The organism is Tenacibaculum sp. SSH1-16, from assembly GCF_040104435.1.
Taxonomy (GTDB): domain Bacteria; phylum Bacteroidota; class Bacteroidia; order Flavobacteriales; family Flavobacteriaceae; genus Polaribacter; species Polaribacter mesophilus.
This window is the reverse complement of sequence record NZ_JBECOV010000003.1, coordinates 61754-76561: the sequence shown is the minus strand read 5'-3', so window position 1 is coordinate 76561 and position 14808 is coordinate 61754. Positions and strand designations below refer to the sequence as shown.

General features: G+C 29.6%; 17 protein-coding genes. 5 read left to right on the top strand and 12 right to left on the bottom strand.

Annotated elements, in window-relative coordinates; all coding sequences use genetic code 11:
* Window positions 1–266 precede the first annotated feature (266 nt).
* From ABMY20_RS05270 to ABMY20_RS05260, 3 genes are all read right to left on the bottom strand, one after another.
* The gene (locus ABMY20_RS05270) at window positions 267–563 is read right to left on the bottom strand and encodes a S26 family signal peptidase (protein ID WP_231128412.1); all 297 of its coding nucleotides are present in this window, start codon (window positions 561–563) and stop codon (window positions 267–269) included.
* Window positions 564–708: 145 nt separating this feature from the next.
* Window positions 709–1356, bottom strand: coding sequence for a hypothetical protein (locus tag ABMY20_RS05265; RefSeq protein ID WP_167713818.1), 648 nt, complete (start codon window positions 1354–1356; stop codon window positions 709–711).
* Between the two features lie 26 nt (window positions 1357–1382).
* Window positions 1383–1838: an HAD family acid phosphatase gene (locus tag ABMY20_RS05260; protein ID WP_281979261.1), complete on the bottom strand. Its 456-nt coding sequence runs from the start codon at window positions 1836–1838 to the stop codon at window positions 1383–1385.
* Window positions 1839–1988: 150 nt separating this feature from the next.
* Here ABMY20_RS05260 and ABMY20_RS05255 point away from each other — a divergent pair, with 150 nt between their 5' ends.
* The 4 genes from ABMY20_RS05255 to ABMY20_RS05240 all read left to right on the top strand — a co-directional run bounded on the left by ABMY20_RS05255 (window position 1989) and on the right by ABMY20_RS05240 (window position 6298).
* A complete protein-coding gene (locus ABMY20_RS05255; protein WP_159616988.1) occupies window positions 1989–3008 on the top strand; it encodes a WYL domain-containing protein in 1020 nt (339 codons plus the stop codon).
* A gap of 381 nt (window positions 3009–3389) precedes the next feature.
* Window positions 3390–4412, top strand: a complete 1023-nt coding sequence (locus ABMY20_RS05250; RefSeq protein ID WP_349264792.1) for a helix-turn-helix domain-containing protein — start codon at window positions 3390–3392, stop codon at window positions 4410–4412.
* 126 nt (window positions 4413–4538) lie between these two features.
* Window positions 4539–5324 (top strand): SDR family NAD(P)-dependent oxidoreductase, encoded by a 786-nt coding sequence (locus ABMY20_RS05245; RefSeq protein ID WP_047788792.1) that lies wholly within the window; start codon window positions 4539–4541, stop codon window positions 5322–5324.
* Window positions 5325–5326: 2 nt separating this feature from the next.
* Window positions 5327–6298 (top strand): NAD-dependent epimerase/dehydratase family protein, encoded by a 972-nt coding sequence (locus ABMY20_RS05240; protein ID WP_159491075.1) that lies wholly within the window; start codon window positions 5327–5329, stop codon window positions 6296–6298.
* A 60-nt stretch (window positions 6299–6358) separates the two neighbouring features.
* On the opposite strand, the gene ABMY20_RS05235 is transcribed toward ABMY20_RS05240, so the two are convergent.
* From ABMY20_RS05235 to ABMY20_RS05205, 7 genes are all read right to left on the bottom strand, one after another.
* A complete protein-coding gene (locus tag ABMY20_RS05235; RefSeq protein ID WP_159491077.1) occupies window positions 6359–6541 on the bottom strand; it encodes a hypothetical protein in 183 nt (60 codons plus the stop codon).
* A 123-nt stretch (window positions 6542–6664) separates the two neighbouring features.
* Window positions 6665–7552, bottom strand: a complete 888-nt coding sequence (locus ABMY20_RS05230) for a pirin family protein (RefSeq protein WP_349264791.1) — start codon at window positions 7550–7552, stop codon at window positions 6665–6667.
* 70 nt (window positions 7553–7622) lie between these two features.
* Window positions 7623–8495 carry a pirin family protein gene (locus ABMY20_RS05225; RefSeq protein ID WP_349264790.1) on the bottom strand — a complete coding sequence of 291 codons (873 nt, stop codon included), beginning with the start codon at window positions 8493–8495 and terminating at the stop codon, window positions 7623–7625.
* 19 nt (window positions 8496–8514) lie between these two features.
* Window positions 8515–8859, bottom strand: coding sequence for a hypothetical protein (locus tag ABMY20_RS05220; RefSeq protein WP_239179694.1), 345 nt, complete (start codon window positions 8857–8859; stop codon window positions 8515–8517).
* Window positions 8860–9072: 213 nt separating this feature from the next.
* The gene (locus ABMY20_RS05215; protein ID WP_159491083.1) at window positions 9073–9672 is read right to left on the bottom strand and encodes a Crp/Fnr family transcriptional regulator; all 600 of its coding nucleotides are present in this window, start codon (window positions 9670–9672) and stop codon (window positions 9073–9075) included.
* A 47-nt stretch (window positions 9673–9719) separates the two neighbouring features.
* Window positions 9720–10274, bottom strand: coding sequence for a DUF4251 domain-containing protein (locus tag ABMY20_RS05210; protein WP_349264789.1), 555 nt, complete (start codon window positions 10272–10274; stop codon window positions 9720–9722).
* Between the two features lie 80 nt (window positions 10275–10354).
* On the bottom strand, window positions 10355–10906 hold the full coding sequence (locus tag ABMY20_RS05205; protein ID WP_047788800.1) for a 1-acyl-sn-glycerol-3-phosphate acyltransferase: 552 nt from the start codon (window positions 10904–10906) through the stop codon (window positions 10355–10357).
* Between the two features lie 105 nt (window positions 10907–11011).
* On the opposite strand from ABMY20_RS05205, the gene rmuC reads away from it, so the two are divergent.
* Window positions 11012–12391, top strand: coding sequence for a DNA recombination protein RmuC (gene rmuC, locus ABMY20_RS05200; protein WP_349264788.1), 1380 nt, complete (start codon window positions 11012–11014; stop codon window positions 12389–12391).
* A 55-nt stretch (window positions 12392–12446) separates the two neighbouring features.
* Here rmuC and ABMY20_RS05195 read toward each other — a convergent pair whose 3' ends face one another.
* Both ABMY20_RS05195 and glyA read right to left on the bottom strand, forming a co-directional pair.
* Window positions 12447–13220 carry a LamG domain-containing protein gene (locus tag ABMY20_RS05195; RefSeq protein ID WP_349264787.1) on the bottom strand — a complete coding sequence of 258 codons (774 nt, stop codon included), beginning with the start codon at window positions 13218–13220 and terminating at the stop codon, window positions 12447–12449.
* A 176-nt stretch (window positions 13221–13396) separates the two neighbouring features.
* A complete protein-coding gene (glyA, locus tag ABMY20_RS05190) occupies window positions 13397–14671 on the bottom strand; it encodes a serine hydroxymethyltransferase (protein ID WP_047788803.1) in 1275 nt (424 codons plus the stop codon).
* Window positions 14672–14808 lie beyond the last annotated feature (137 nt).

The following is a 14808-nucleotide window of genomic DNA, read 5'->3' as shown; positions in this document are numbered from 1 at the left end:
TAGTAACCTTTTGGTTGTAAGCTATGTAGCATTTTACATGTAACTTTCAAAGACTTGAAGTTTTTTATAAAAAAAAAGCGTCCAAATTATATAATTTGGACGCTTTTAGTGATTTTATACTACAATAACCTTATTGATAACTCCATAAAAATCGCTTTTGAGCGTCCGATATGTGTATTAATTGCATTAGCATAGGTTAAAATTTCGTTTAATTAATTTATAAAATATGGAGAACCTTCATTCTCTTTTTTTCTTTATTAAAATGCCTATGGCATTGGTAATATCTCTACTACTATTCCATATACATTCTTAGTCCACCCGTTTATTCTTCCATGATTGTTTCCTATTTGCAAACCTCTTTTATTGTTTTTTCCTTTTACAAGGTGCGTAAAACAGTTTCCACGAACTTTGCAATACACAATATCGCCAACCTTACAATTTTCCCAGTTTATTGGTTTTAGTTTTACAGGCTGTTTAGATTTTAAAATAGGCAACATAGAGTTACCTGGCTCTTTTGAAATAATGGTTTCTCCATTATTTAATTTTTGAATTTTCCAATTCATTAGTATCATATTTTATAAATTATGTAAAACACTATTGCCTTACATATCTCATAAAATTACCAAGCCATTTCAATGAACTGCTGCAAATATGATATTTTTAGTTGATTTTACCTATTAGATTGATTTTAAATTAAGTATTACTAGTTTAACCTACTCCTAAAGCTTGTTTAAATAAATCGATACTCTTTCTTATTAAACTTTTGTTTTCATCTAGTTTTACTTCTTTTATAACATTATTTTGTTTTAATACCTTATCATCACTTTTTACTTCTATTTCGCAATTTAAAAATCCATACCAATCTTCATTTTCTTTGAATGAATTAAATTTTGAAATGACTTTTTCTGAAAATAATTTTGCTCTATCTATTACCTGCTCATTTGTTAATGAATAATAATAGAAACCATCCCCTAAAATATTGTCATTTAACATATAAAATTCAAATAATATATCGTATTGATATTCAGTTTGTGAATTTAAACCTGATAATGAATTAATTGCACTTAAAACAACCTCATTTTCATTAGACCTTGATAGTGTCAAACATAAAGAATACACTTCTAAACTTAATAGTTCTTTCTCAGAGCTGTTATCTTTTATAAGGTTTAATAACCTTCTTCTATAATCATTAGATTTATAATTAATATTTATAAAGTCAAATAGTAAATCTTTACTATTGAATTCGTTATTTTCTACCAGTTTGTATAAAAAGCTTTCAAAAACTTCTATGTCAATTTTATCTACCAAAAGCTGATATGCCTTTTGTTTTAACTTTTGAGTTATTTTTCTTTCCATTATTTTTAATCAATTGTTGTTGATTCTTAAAAATCACCATAAAATACTTGTAAACAAGGGAGTTTTAATTCTTTTCTCCATAAATCAACCACCTGATTCCTATCATCTAAAACAAACTCAATAAAGTACTTATGCTCTATTTTTCTTTTAAATACCTCTTCTTTAATAATCGCATCTTTCCTATTATCTTTTGATTTACGCATCCATAGTGCGTCATAAGCTATTTCATGCTTTTTTAACCAAGATACTGTTTCTGATTGATATTTAGCTTCTCTACCTGATAAAAGAAGTATTTTATATCCTAATTGTTGGTAATTCTTTACTAAATTAACGATAGGCATATTAGGTAAATCTTGTTCACACCTACTACCATCAAAAGGACTTCTGTTATGTATCAAAGATAAAGTTCCGTCTAAATCACAAATAATAGCTTTTGTTAAAGCTTCATCTTGATTTCTATATTCATTTTTTAGTTTTTTCATTTTCTGTATTTTAAATATTTTTTATGTTCATGGCAACTTCCCCACTTAAACGACCTCTTTTTCTTAATCACACTACAAATATTTAGCTTTATTACGCAATCTTTTTGCGTACTAAAAAAGAATTTATCATTTTTACTAAAAAATTATAAAATGGCTTCTAACAAAAATGCACTAATTCGATATAAAACAATTGATCAATGCCTCCGAAACACCATGCGTACTTGGACTTTGAATGATTTAATTGATGCTTGTTCGGATGCTTTGTATGAATACGAAGGAAAAGATATTTATGTAAGTAAAAGAACGATTCAGTTAGATATTCAAATGATGCGTAGTGATAAATTAGGGTATAATGCTCCAATTGAAGTCTATCAACGAAAATATTACCGTTATGCTGAAGAAGGGTATTCCATTATGAATATTCCTGTGACTGAAAACGATGTAAAGGTGATGAATGATGCCATTCAAGTATTACGTCAGTTTAAAGACTTTTCTTTATTCAAAGAAATGGATGGAGTGCTACAACGTTTAGAAGATTCGGTATATTCTTCTCAAAAACACAATAGAGCTATTATTCATTTAGATAAAAACGAACAACTAAAAGGCTTGTCATTTATAGATCCTTTATACAATGCCATACAGCAAAAAAAAGTATTAAAAGTAAATTATCAGTCGTTTAAAGCAGAAAAAGCCAGTACAATAACCTTGCACCCACAATTATTAAAGGAGTTTAATAATAGATGGTTTTTATTAGCACTCGTAAAGGGTAAAGAAACAACCTTAGCTTTGGATCGTATAAATTCTGTAATGGAAGTTGAAAACACAACATATATAGATAAAGCAATTAATGGTGATGTTTATTATAAAGATGTTGTTGGTGTCACAGTTTCAAATACGAGACCACAACGTATTGCTTTTTGGGTAGATAAAGCAAATACTCCTTATGTACTCACGAAACCTTTTCATAAATCTCAACGATTGATAAAATATACAGATGACGGTGCTATCTTTAATATTTTAGTTATTCCTAATTATGAATTGGAACGTTTAATTTTGGGCTTTGGTGATAGTATAGAAGTGTTAAAACCTGAAAAACTTAGAAAAAGAATGATTCAGAAACTAGAAAACTCTCTAAACAGATACGCTATTAAAAAGCAGACACAACTGTAGCTTTATTCTTTAGTACAAAAAAGCGAACTTTTAATCCGAATATATTATTTAGTTTTTTAATTATCAGAAGGATAGCCATTTGGCAAATGGCAGTACCAATCGGTAATAGGGTCTGTATTAAATTTAGATTTGGTAAATACATATATTGCCGCAGAGAAAAACTTAACAATTTTATTCCCTTTTCCTGAGGAATTATTACCAACTAAAAAAGTCTAAGTAATACTACGGTTAATTAATAAAAAAACTTAAGTGTTAGACCCTATTAAATTAAAGATAAGAACTTATATTTGTGAAAAACAAAATTAATTGCTTATCTATTTTATTCAAATACTTGTTTTTTCTTCATTAATACTACTTTCTTTTATCATGCTTTCAAACCCATTGAGAGTAAATAAAAAAGCTAATATTTGGTTTGGGATAACTTTATTTTTATGGTCTAGTTTTTGGTTAGAAGAAATTGTTTTGCTAACAAAGGCAGAACCTTTTGGTCATTTTTTTAACTTAGTAATTTCATTTATACAATTTTTCACCCCTATACTACTATATATCAGTGTTTTGTTTTTTTCTAATCCTAATTATAGTTTTACGTTTAAAGACAGCACTGTATTTATTATACCAATAGTTTATTTAATTGCAATTATTTATGATTACATCTCGATTATTAATTATCAGTTTTTATTAGTAACATTAATACTTGTTAATGCGATTATATTTACTACAAAATCGTTTTTAAGACTTCGTATTCATCAGCGAAAAATAACTTTGTTTTCATCTAATACTGATGAAATTAATTTGAAATGGTTAGAAAATATTATTCTTGTAATTATGGTTCTAGTTTTAATTATAAGTGTTTTTAACCTTGTTTATATTGGACTACCCTTAAACCTATACCTAAACATTATTACGTTAGGTGTTGTCTTGTTTATGACTTACAACTCCTTAAAACAAAAAGAAATTTTTCCGACCAACCAAAAACACCGTGAAGATATTATTGCTATTGAGAATGATGATGATGATGAAATTGATACTAATAAACGAAAAATTATTAAAGACAAAGAGCTTGTTATATTAAAAGCTAAATTAAATGCTTTGATGAAAACTAAACATTTGTATTTAGATAACAACATTAATTTGGCTTCTTTAGCGGAAGAAATGCAAATAACATCGCACCAATTATCATATGTTATTAATAATGGATTTAATCAAAATTTCTATCAGTTTATCAATAGTTATCGTATAGAAAAAGCTAAAAAATTATTAATGGATAAATCTTCTGAAAAATTATCTATATTAGGTATTGCATTTGAGTCTGGTTTTAGTTCTAAAACTGCTTTTAATACTACATTTAAAAAGCTTACAAATCAAACACCTTCGGAATTTAAAAAACAAAGTTCTAGTTTATAACACAGAACAATAAGAGTATTTAAATCATTAATTGCCAATAGTTTGAATTCCTGTCCTCATTTATAAACAAGGACATTTTAAATCATCTCTTGTTCTAATTTTGTTTACATATTTTAAAAAAGACAAATGAAAGAATATACAGATAATACGTTTGCAGTTATTACAGGAGCAAGTCAAGGGTTAGGAAAAGCTTTTGCATTAGAATTGGCCAAAAGAAAACACAATCTCATTTTAATTAGTCTTCCTAAACAAAATTTAAATAAACTGGCTAACCTAATTGAAACATACTACAATGTTAAAGTAGCCTATTATGAAACTGATTTTTCTTCAGATGCTAACCTTAAATCATTAACTAGTTATTTAAAGGAAAAATACGCCATTAATATTCTAATTAATAATGCTGGTACTGGTGGAACAAAAAAAATAGAAGACGTTTCTCTTAATTATATTAATAATATTATTCAAGTCAATATAAAAGCAATAACAATACTTACACATCAATTACTTCCTAATTTAAAAGAGCAAAAAAAATCATACATTTTAAATGTATCAAGCATTGCTGCTTTTTCCCCTCTAGGTTATAAAACAGTTTATCCTGCTTCAAAAGCTTTTGTTCACTCATTTTCATTAGGTCTTTCAGAAGAGCTAAAAAACACTAATGTTTCTGTTAGTGTTATAAATCCTGGAGCTATGAAAACAAATCCAGAAATTACTGCAAGAATAAAAAAACAAGGCTTTTTAGGTAAATTAACCTTGCTAGATCCAAAAAAGGTTGCTAAATATTCAATAAAAAAAATGTTTAAACGAAAAGCTTTTATAGTCATAAACCCAATGAGTTGGTTTATTTCTATTCTTTTACCTAATTGGATAAAAATACCTATGATGACAAGTATAATAAAAAGAGAAGCTTAAAAATGAAACGAATTTTTATTACTGGAGTTAATGGTTTATTAGGTACTAATTTATGTCATGAACTTTTACAACAAGGTTATTTTGTTATTGGTCTTACCAGAAAAAAACAAAACTATAAAGGAAAAGAACATAAACACTTAAAATTAATTGAAGGTGATTTATTTATAGACTTTACTTCTTTATTAAATAAAGTTGACGTAGTAATACATGTTGCTGCAACAACTAGTCAAAATTTATTGAGGTATTCTGATTATAAGAAAATAAACTGTAATACTACTATACAACTATACAATGCCGCTATAATATGTAATGTTAAACGTTTTATTTTTGTTAGTACTGCCAATACTTTAGGGTATGGTTCTTTTCAAAAACCGGGGGCTGAAAATAATAAAATGAGTAAACTTTTTAAACAATCATATTATGCGAAAAGTAAATTTGAAGCTGAGAAGTACTTGTTAAAAAATAACCATAAGATAAAAACAGCTATCGTAAATCCTACTTTTATGTTAGGAGCTTACGATACTAAACCTAGTTCGGGGAAAATAATATACATGGGATGGAAAAAGAAAGTAATATTTTATCCTCCAGGAGGAAAAAACTTTGTGCATGTAAAAGATGTTGCTAATGGCATTATAAAAGTACTAACTACAAATTCTTTTGGAGAGAAGTATTTACTAGCAAACGAGAACCTTAGTTATAAAGATTTTTTTAATAAACTTAACAAAGTAACTAATCAATTACCTTTGATGGTTCAAATCCCTAAGTTTATACTTATTATGATAGGTTATTTTGGAGATGTTCTCCGAAGTATGGGTATAAAAACTTCTTTAAGTTTAACGAATATGCGTACTTTATGTATAAACAACTTTTTTTCTAATACTAAGTCAGTAAGAGATTTAAAGATTGAATATCTACCTATTAATAAGGCTATAGATGATGCTATTCTCTATTTTTCCAAAATCAAAAACAATTAACAAAAAAGGCTTTAGTTTATAAACTAAAGCCTTTTTCTTATATCCTATATTAAACAATTTTTAACAAATATAGTCCATAGTGGTAGGTCTGTAACAACATACCTTTACTCCATCTTGATAAATAAAAGAACCATCTCCTCCACATTCTTTAGGAAAAGGAAAAGGTCCTCCTCCTTTAATATTTTTTAATGTTGTTTTTGTTAATTCTTGAGATCCTTCTACGTTTAAAATCACTTTTTTCATTATAAAGTTTTTTTGGGGGTTAAATATTTATTTCACGTTCCTAAATTAACTTTAAAAAAAATGTTTAACAGTTAAAAAGCCATAATTTTAGTATGGTTAAACCTTACTTTTAAGTATTCGTTATTATCCTCCAAAAGGTCGCTGTTCTGGTAAAGGAATTCGCTCTGTCTCATTTGGTACAGAAGGAAATTTATTATTCTTCCAGTCTTCCTTCGCTTGTTCTATCAATTCTTTATTAGAAGCTACAAAATTCCACTCAATTAAACGTTCTTCATTAAAAGGTTCTCCTCCAAAAATATATATGGTTGAATTGGCAGAAATTTCAAAACTACACAACGTACTATCTTTTGCTACTAATAATTTTTTGGACTCATAAGTATGTCCATCACTAATAATACTTCCTTCTAAAATATATAAGGCACTTTCACCAAACAAATGTTCTCCTATAGTAATTGTTTTCTTCTCACTCGATTTAATTTCTATAAAAAACAGTGGACTATATACTGGAACAGGAGATTGCTTTCCAAACGCTTTTCCTGCGATGAGCTTAAACTGAACTCCTTCATCTTCCCAATTAGGAATTTCATTTTCGGAAACATGTGTAAAAGAAGGTTCACATTGCTCTTCACTTAAAGGTAAAGCTACCCATATTTGTAACCCATGAAGCTTCTTAGTTGAATTCCTTAATCTTTTAGGAGTTCTTTCTGTATGTACTACTCCTTTTCCTGCTGTCATCCAATTTACAGCTCCTGGAGTTATTTCTATTTCGGTTTCTATACTATCACGGTGTACTATAGCTCCTTCAAACAAAAAAGTAAGAGTTGATATACCTATGTGAGGATGCATATCAACATCTAAATTATCATTTTCGGTAAGTTTTACTGGTCCCATATGGTCGATAAAAATAAAAGGACCTACCATTCGTTTTTGCCGAAATGGCAACAAGCGACCTACTAGAAAATTACCAATATTTGCTGCTCGCTCTTCAATTATTAGTTTCGTGTTAGACATTTTTATACCTATTAAGGATTTAATCAAAAAAAGCAACTCTAAACCGAAGAGTTGCCTTTTAAAGTTATTGTTAATCTTCTAAATAACCAAACTTTCCAGTATTGAAGTCTTGAAATGCTTCTATTAACTCTTGTTTAGTATTCATTACAAACGGACCGTGTGCCGCAATAGGTTCGTTTAAAGGCTCTCCGCTTAATACTAAAATTATAGCATCTTCTAAAGCCTCTAAAGTAAAAGTATCTCCGTCATTTTTGAATAATGCAAAGTAATCCTCTAAAATATTGTTTGATTCATTCACTTTAACACTACCTTCAACTGATAAAATAGCAGTAGTATAGTTTTTAGGAAAGGTTAACTGTGTTTTTATTCCTTTCTTCAACTTTACATTAAACATATTTACAGGCGAAAATGTAAATGCAGGTCCTTTATTTCCTTTATACTCTCCTGAAATTACCTCTATTTCTCCTCCTCCATCTGCTAAAGGTATTTTAGCCATTTCTGCATTAGCAATTGCTTGATATTTTGGCGAACTCATTTTATCCTTAGCCGGTAAATTTACCCATAATTGTACCATTTGAAACTCTCCTCCTGTTTTACTCCATTCGGTTTCATGAAACTCTTTGTGTAAAACTCCTGAAGCCGCTGTCATCCATTGTACGTCTCCTTCACCTATAATTCCACCTCCGCCTGCACTATCACCATGCTCAACACGTCCTTTATAGGCAATCGTTACGGTTTCAAAACCTCTGTGCGGATGTACTCCCACTCCTTTTGGTTTATCTGTTGGAGGAAAATTATATTTTGAATTATAATCTAACATAATAAATGGATCCATACGTTGCATCGTTGAGCTTCCTGGTATAAAATTATGAACTCTAAATCCATCTCCTACAAAATGTGGAGTTCCTGGTTTTACTACCTTTTCTATACTTCTTGTTTTCATTTTAACTTCCTTTCTTTAATTAATTTAAACTAGCGGCTAATTCCATTTCAAATGAATTATCAAAATAATTACGTTGTATTTCTGGTTTATTTTTAGACCAATACCCTTGTTTAACGCTTTCTGAAAGCGCTGTTTCATCTTTGTATTCAACAATAATTGCTTCAGGAAATAATACTGTAATAATCTTTTGCAGTTTGGTTTTTTCTATCTCTTTAGTGTCTTTAGAAATAGCTAAAACCTTATATGTTTGTTGGTGTAATTTTTCAATGGCTGTTTCGACATCAGGAACAGTTGAAACTTGCCAATTCAAAATTTTGGGTTTTGTTGTATTTTTTGTTACAACTAATGTTTTTAAATGTCTCATGATAAATCCTTTTTTACCCATTAAATGGGATTAATTATTCGATGCTTAACATCGAAATTAATTGAGTTTACTTTTTTGAAATATTAAGTGAGTTAATCTCCACTTTTTATTTCACTGTAAAATTACGGCAACAAAAAAAGGTATGCATTGATCTATGGTAAGAACGAATTACGATTATCTAACAACCGTAAATCAACAATCATAACTCGTATCTTAATTATTTGGTTTGAAGTTTTCTTCAGCAAGTGATTTACGAACACGACTCAAGCTTTCTGGAGTTATTCCTAAGTAAGAAGCAATCATCCATTGCGGAACTCGTAACATAATATCTGGATACATCTTTACAAAATCTAAATAACGTCTTTTTGCTGAAGCTCCAAGTAGTTGACTAATACGTTTGTATAATTGACGAATATGTTTTTGTAACAAATGCTCATTTTTTCTTCTAAAATCAGTATTTATTTCTGATACTTTATTAATAAAGCCTTCATCTAACATTACAACGTGTGTATCTTCAACAGCATCAATATAATAAGTAGACGGTTCTTGAAAATATACACTACCTCTATCACTTACAATCCAATTTTCAGTAGCAAACTGTAAAATATTTTCTTTTCCCTCTTCATTTAGGGCATATAAACGTAACAAACCTTTTTCTACAAAAAAGAAATGTGAACACACATCTCCTTCTTTTAATAAAAAATCACTTTTAGAAACGTTTTTTAAAGAAATAAACGATTGTATTTGAAGGTAATCATCTTCTGATAATCCTCCTTTTTCAATAAGATACTTTTTAAAGTTTGGTAGCTCCATACATTGATGTAATGAGCTACTAAAAATACAGTATTATATACAATATTTTACTTTTCTTCTGAAGTTTTAAGTACCTTACCTCTATATCTAATTGAATTTTTCTGCGTACTATTTACATAAATGGTACTCGATAAGCTAGGATATACTCTAACTATAACATTATAGTTTTCAGTTGTTGTATTTTTATCCTTTATTTTAAAACTAATTTTGTAACCATTCTCTTTATCTTCTGATACAACTAAATCTTCAGGAGTTCCTTCAAATTCAATTCCAATATCTGTACTTCCATAAGAACCTCCCATTTGTCGCTCTCCAAAATATGGTAAATAGGCTGCAACAGTATCTTTTTTCATTTTGAAAAAATTACTATTTCCTACTAAATTAATGTTTCCTGCGTTACTTCCTATAGGTAACAAACCTGCATTAGCTATTTGTGCCATTGCATATGTAACCATTGGTTCAGCCCATTCTGCTTCTATTTCAAAAGTTTTACTTTCTATAAGAGCGTTTATGTTATCTATTTCTGCTTGAGTTATATTTTTGGAAGAGGCACAACTAAGCAGTATAAAAATCATACTAATTAAAAAAACAAACCTTTTCATATCTTACTGTTTTTAAACCTTCTACAAGATACTTAAATATTATAAATTTTTCAAGCTAATAAGAGTATTTAACGTTTGTTTTACTCTTTATCAGGGACTGAGAACAGCTCTGGTTTTGCTCCTTTAATATCTCTATAAAAATCATAAAAATGATTCATATCAGCGTTCATATCATCTGTTAAGTAATAAGGAGGCGCTATAATAATTTGCTTGTTTTCAAAATCGAAAGCAAACATAACCACAGGTACATTGGCCCCTTTTGCGATGTAATAAAATCCAGTTTTCCATGAAACTACTTTAGCACGAGTTCCTTCAGGAGATAACGCTAGACGAAATTCATCATGCTTATTAAATACAGACACAATTGCATCCACCTTATTCGTACTTTTACTTCTATCAACAGGAGCGCCCCCTAATGCTCTAAAAATAAAACCAAAAGGTGGTTTAAATAACGAAGCCTTACCTATAAAGTTAATTTTTACGCCAATAGTGTTTCTAGCCAAAATAGCAATTGGAAAGTCTTTCCAACTGGTATGTGGAGCTCCAATAACAACGTATTTTTTTAAGTTTCTTGGAAAATCTCCAACTACCTTCCAGCCTAAAACTTTGTGAAATATAAATTTAGATATCATTTACTAGGTATAAAGTTCAATGATACGGTTTTCCCTACAAAAATCAAATAATTTTAACCTATCTTGTCCTATATTTGTTCACTTAATAACCTTTTATTTATTCTAATGAATACCACTCTCTTACTTATTTTGACTGCTGCTAGCACCTTACTAATTGGGTTTGTTATTGGAAACTTACTCTCTAAATTGAAATTTAAACAACAAACTTCTGATTTAGAAAAAGAGATTGTAACCCTACAAAACCATCAAGCTAATTTTGATATTCAGAAAAAAGAAAAGGAAGAGTCATTTTCTCAGCAAAAGGAAGATTTTTTAAATAGATTAGACGAAAAAACTAAAGAAAATAGTGAATTACGTCGTGAAAAGGAGTTTACTGCTCTTGAATTGGCTAGAAAAAATGAGGAATTGAAAAATTTACAATTAAAGCTAAATGAAAATAAAGAAGAAGTAGAAAAGCTACAGGATAAGTTTACCAAAGAGTTTGAAAATTTAGCGAACAAAATTCTAGATGAAAAATCGAATAAGTTTACTGAACAGAACAAGAAAAATATTAAAGATATTTTAAATCCACTTCAAGAAAAAATCCAAACTTTTGAAAAAAAGGTTGAAGACACTCAAAAAGAAAGTATTTCAATGCATTCTGCTTTAAAAGAGCAATTATTAGGATTGAAAGAGTTAAATGCTCAAATGAGCAAGGAAACATTAAACTTAACTAAAGCTTTAAAGGGTGATAGCAAAACCCAAGGAAATTGGGGAGAATTAGTCTTAGAACGTGTCTTAGAGAAATCTGGTTTAGAAAAAGACAGAGAATACTTTGTGCAACAATCTTTTACCAATGATGAGGGTAGACGTATCATGCCCGATGTCGTAATTCACTTACCTGATAACAAAAAAATGGTGGTCGATTCTAAAGTGTCTTTAACTGCTTATGAACAGTATGTAAATAGTGAAGACGATATTGTAAAAGAGCGTTTTGCAAAAGAACATGTTAACTCATTAAAGCGACATGTTGAGCAGCTTTCAGAAAAAAAATATGAGGATATTTATAAAATAGAGTCTCCTGATTTTGTACTACTGTTTGTACCTATTGAGCCAGCTTTTGCAGTAGCTTTAAATGAAGATAACACCTTATATAATAAAGCTTTTGAAAGGAATATTGTTATTGTTACTCCAACTACTTTATTAGCTACGTTACGTACTATTGACACGATGTGGAATAATGAAAAGCAACAACGCAATGCTTTAGAAATAGCACGACAAGCAGGAGCTTTATACGATAAGTTTAACGGATTATTAACTGATTTAGTTAATATTGGTAAAAAAATAGATGGAACTAAAGCCGATTATGCCGCAGCTATGAATAAGTTGGTAGAAGGTCGTGGAAACTTAATTACAAGTGTAGAAAAATTAAAGAAAATGGGAGCGAAAGCTAAAAAAGCACTTCCTGAAAAAATTCTCGAACGAGCTCAAGATAATGACGAATAAAAATAGGTACTCTGGTAAGAGTACCTATTTTTTTACCTTTAATTTTTTACTGTTTTTATTGATTTTTCAAAACACTTATTTCCTGAGGTGTAAGAGCTTTCTTTAATAAGATTAATTCGTCTATTGAGCCTATAAAGTTGTTAAGACCAGAAATAACACATGGTGAGTGTCCTACTTTAAACTTAGCAGTATTATCTATGCTCACAATTCCATTAGGAAGACTCCATGGAGTACTTACTTTTTCTTTTCCATTTATATAAATAGTCGTTTTTCTAGTAGAATTATCTTTCACGATAACTACATGAGTCCATTTAGTTGGGCTCACATTTTCTAAATCAGCTGTTGCAGAACCATTTAAATCTGTCATAACATTGTCTGATCTCATTTCAACAGTTAATTCATTCGAACCTTTTTTATATGCTACTTGAATAAAGTCTCCTTTTCTACAGGCTTCTCTTTTAGATAAAATAGTAAAAGTAGCATCATGTAAGTTTGTAGGAACCTTGAACCAAAAACTCATAGAAAAGGATTCATTTTTAAAAGGAATAGAAGCAGGAAAACTAATTTCTGCTGAAGTTGTTGTGCTTTTATAAGCACTAGAGTTGTTTCCTTTTCTGTCTTGAATAGCATCAAAGTCTTTTACAATCCCATCATACGAGTTTTTGTTATCATTTGCTGAACCATTGAAAGGGTAATAAGCTATTAGATTGTTGTCTTTTAATAAATTTTCAAAAGGAGTAACTTCTTTTACAGGTAAATTTTCTTCATCTTTTGAACAAGCCCCAATAAGTAAGCTTACACACACTAAAACTGTGTAAATTTTTTTCATTTTTTTATTGTTTAAAATTAACTATATCGAATATAGTTTTACGACCTATAAAAAAACGAAATGGCTTTATGAGCAGTATAAAAAACTTTATAAAGAGTAAAAACAAAACCTGGGTTAGGTATATAAAAAAAGGTTGTCTTTCAAGACAACCTTCTTTTTATAAGGATATTGTTATATTACATAATAAACAAGCGTCTGTTATGCATTAAATCATATACCTTCTCTCCTACTGTTTCTAGTACTTCTTCGTTCTCAGCATTCATTAATGCTTCGTCTATTAAATCAACAATTACCTGCATATCTTCTTCTTTCAAACCACGTGTAGTAACTGCAGCAGTACCAACACGAATACCAGAAGTAACAAATGGTGATTCTGTATCAAAAGGAACCATATTTTTGTTTACAGTTATTTCTGCTTTTCCTAAAGCTTCTTCAGCAGCTTTACCTGTAATCTTTTTGTTACGTAAATCAATTAACATACAATGGTTGTCTGTACCTCCAGAAATAATTTCATATCCTTTCTCTACAAAAGCTTTGGCCATTGCTTGTGCGTTTTCTTTTACTTGAATTTGATATTCCAAGAACTCATCTGTTAAAGCTTCACCAAAAGCAACTGCTTTTGCTGCAATAACATGTTCTAATGGTCCACCTTGGTTTCCTGGGAATACCGCAGAGTTAATCAATGTAGACATTTTCTTTAATTTTCCTGATTTTAATTTTAATCCGAACGGATTTTCAAAATCTTTTCCAATCATAATCATTCCTCCACGAGGTCCACGTAATGTTTTATGAGTTGTTGTAGTAACTATATGACAGTGTGGTAGTGGATCAGATAAAATACCCTTTGCTATTAATCCTGCTGGATGTGAAATATCAGCCATTAAAATAGCTCCAACACTATCAGCAACTTCTCTAAACTTTTTAAAATCAATATCACGAGAATACGCTGAAGCTCCAGCAATGATTAACTTAGGTTTGTGCTCTTTTGCTTGTTGTTCTAAATGATCATAATCGATATATCCAGTTTCTTTTACCACTCCGTAGAACACAGGATTGTATAATTTTCCTGAAAAATTAACTGGTGAACCGTGTGTTAAATGACCTCCATGAGATAAGTCAAAACCTAAAATAGTATCTCCTGGTTGTAAACAAGCTGCAAAGACCGCAGTATTTGCCTGACTTCCAGAGTGTGGCTGTACATTTACATACTCAGCTCCAAATAATTCTTTAGCTCTATCAATCGCAATTTGCTCAACGATATCTACCACTTCACACCCTCCGTAATAACGTTTACCTGGGTATCCTTCAGCATATTTATTTGTTAAAACTGATCCTTGAGCTTCCATTACTTGGTCACTCACAAAATTTTCAGAAGCAATCAATTCTAAACCATTTAATTGTCGTTCTTTTTCCTCTTGAATTAAATCAAATATTTGATGATCTTTTTGCATGTTGTTTGTTTTGTTGCGTAAAGTAGCCAAATGTACTAAAATTTATGTATCCTTTTTTAAGGATTTTTAAAGAAGTTTACGCTAAAATACTTTCACATTTTTTTTACTCATCTTTTTGGGGTAAATTGAAAAAAATA

Coding starts and splice junctions, on each gene's coding strand:
- ABMY20_RS05270 (WP_231128412.1), bottom strand. CDS start 563: ATGAATTGGAAAATTCAAAAATTAAATAATGGAGAAACCATTATTTCA.
- ABMY20_RS05265 (WP_167713818.1), bottom strand. CDS start 1,356: ATGGAAAGAAAAATAACTCAAAAGTTAAAACAAAAGGCATATCAGCTT.
- ABMY20_RS05260 (WP_281979261.1), bottom strand. CDS start 1,838: ATGAAAAAACTAAAAAATGAATATAGAAATCAAGATGAAGCTTTAACA.
- ABMY20_RS05255 (WP_159616988.1), top strand. CDS start 1,989: ATGGCTTCTAACAAAAATGCACTAATTCGATATAAAACAATTGATCAA.
- ABMY20_RS05245 (WP_047788792.1), top strand. CDS start 4,539: ATGAAAGAATATACAGATAATACGTTTGCAGTTATTACAGGAGCAAGT.
- ABMY20_RS05240 (WP_159491075.1), top strand. CDS start 5,327: ATGAAACGAATTTTTATTACTGGAGTTAATGGTTTATTAGGTACTAAT.
- ABMY20_RS05235 (WP_159491077.1), bottom strand. CDS start 6,541: ATGAAAAAAGTGATTTTAAACGTAGAAGGATCTCAAGAATTAACAAAA.
- ABMY20_RS05230 (WP_349264791.1), bottom strand. CDS start 7,552: ATGTCTAACACGAAACTAATAATTGAAGAGCGAGCAGCAAATATTGGT.
- ABMY20_RS05225 (WP_349264790.1), bottom strand. CDS start 8,495: ATGAAAACAAGAAGTATAGAAAAGGTAGTAAAACCAGGAACTCCACAT.
- ABMY20_RS05220 (WP_239179694.1), bottom strand. CDS start 8,859: ATGAGACATTTAAAAACATTAGTTGTAACAAAAAATACAACAAAACCC.
- ABMY20_RS05215 (WP_159491083.1), bottom strand. CDS start 9,672: ATGGAGCTACCAAACTTTAAAAAGTATCTTATTGAAAAAGGAGGATTA.
- ABMY20_RS05210 (WP_349264789.1), bottom strand. CDS start 10,274: ATGAAAAGGTTTGTTTTTTTAATTAGTATGATTTTTATACTGCTTAGT.
- ABMY20_RS05205 (WP_047788800.1), bottom strand. CDS start 10,906: ATGATATCTAAATTTATATTTCACAAAGTTTTAGGCTGGAAGGTAGTT.
- rmuC (WP_349264788.1), top strand. CDS start 11,012: ATGAATACCACTCTCTTACTTATTTTGACTGCTGCTAGCACCTTACTA.
- ABMY20_RS05195 (WP_349264787.1), bottom strand. CDS start 13,220: ATGAAAAAAATTTACACAGTTTTAGTGTGTGTAAGCTTACTTATTGGG.
- glyA (WP_047788803.1), bottom strand. CDS start 14,671: ATGCAAAAAGATCATCAAATATTTGATTTAATTCAAGAGGAAAAAGAA.